The organism is Actinosynnema sp. NPDC023658 (genome assembly GCF_040639995.1).
Classification (GTDB): domain Bacteria; phylum Actinomycetota; class Actinomycetes; order Mycobacteriales; family Pseudonocardiaceae; genus Actinosynnema.
On record NZ_JBFAAX010000361.1, the window covers coordinates 1606 to 2834 of the forward strand.

The 1229-nt window shown below is 75.4% G+C and carries 1 protein-coding gene and 1 pseudogene; both read left to right on the top strand.

Translation table 11 applies throughout. The annotated features are described in order from the left end of the window. The coding region (locus AB0G02_RS26350) for an ABC transporter permease (protein ID WP_360798527.1) at positions 1 to 889 on the top strand (889 nt) is incomplete at its 5' end. Positions 890 to 951: 62 nt separating this feature from the next. Beyond that, positions 952 to 1229 (top strand): annotated as a pseudogene (locus tag AB0G02_RS26355) (ABC transporter permease); the annotation flags it as partial.

Here is a 1229-nt window from a genome sequence, read left to right on the forward strand (position 1 = left end):
CCACGTGGTGCTGGTGCTGGGCGGTGCGGCCACGCTGTCGTTCGCCGCGTTGCAGGTGATGCCGGGCGACCCGGCGCGGGTGCTGGTCGGCGGTGCGCCCGCCACGCCCGCGACGATGGCGGCGATCCGGCACGAGATGGGGCTGGACCTGCCGCTGCCGCTGCGCTTCCTGCGACACCTGGAGCGGTTGGCGCACTTCGACCTCGGCCGGTCCTACCAGTTGCAGAAGCCGGTCGCCCAGGTCGTCGGGGAGCAGCTGTGGCCGACCACGCAACTGGCGTTGGCGGCGTCGGCGCTGGCCATCTCGGTGACGCTGCTGGTGGTCACGACGACGGCGGGCCGCTCCCCCGCGGTCCGCGCGGTGTGCCAGGCGTTCGATCTGGTCGCCGCGTCCATGCCGACGTTCTGGACCGGCGTCCTGCTGCTGTCGGTGTTCTCCTTCGGCCTGCGCTGGTTGCCGGTGTCGGCCGCCCACCCGGCGGGGCTGGTGCTGCCCGCGGTCGCGCTGGCGCTGCCGGTCACCGGCGTGCTGAGCCAGGTGCTGCGCGAGGCGACCGAGGAGGTGCTGGTCCAGCCGTTCGTCACGACCGCGCGGACGCGGGGCCTCACCGAGTGGGCGGTGCGGACGCGGCACGTGCTGCGCCACACCCTCGTCCCGCTGGTCACCATGTCGGGTTGGACGCTGGGCACCCTGCTCGGCGGGGCGGTGATGGTGGAGACGGTGTTCGCCCGCCCCGGCCTCGGCCGGGTGACGCTGGCCGCGGTGAACGGCCGCGACTTCCCGGTGGTGACGGCGGTGGTGATGCTGTCGGCGCTGGTGTTCGTGGTCGTCAACCTGGTCACCGACGCCCTGTACCTGGTCGTCGACCCGCGGCTGCGCGGTGCGTGATGGGCTTCCTCCGCGTCCGCCTGCCTGGTCCGGACCTCCGGCGGCCCCGGGCCCGTCCGCGCGTGCGCGCTTCGGCGGTCGCGGGCGCGGTGCTCGGGCTGTTCGCGGTCGCGGCGGTGTGGCCCGAGCTGCTGACGTCGAGGTCGCCGGTCGAGGTGGACCTGACCGCGGTGCTGCGTCCGCCGGGTGCCGGGCACTGGCTGGGCACCGACCAGCTCGGCCGCGACGTGTGGGCCAGGATCGTGCACGGCGCCGGGCGTTCGCTGCTGGTCGGGCTGGGCGCGGCGGCGTCGGCGCTGGTGGTCGGGACGGCGCTCGGCGCGGTGGCGGCGCTGGGCGG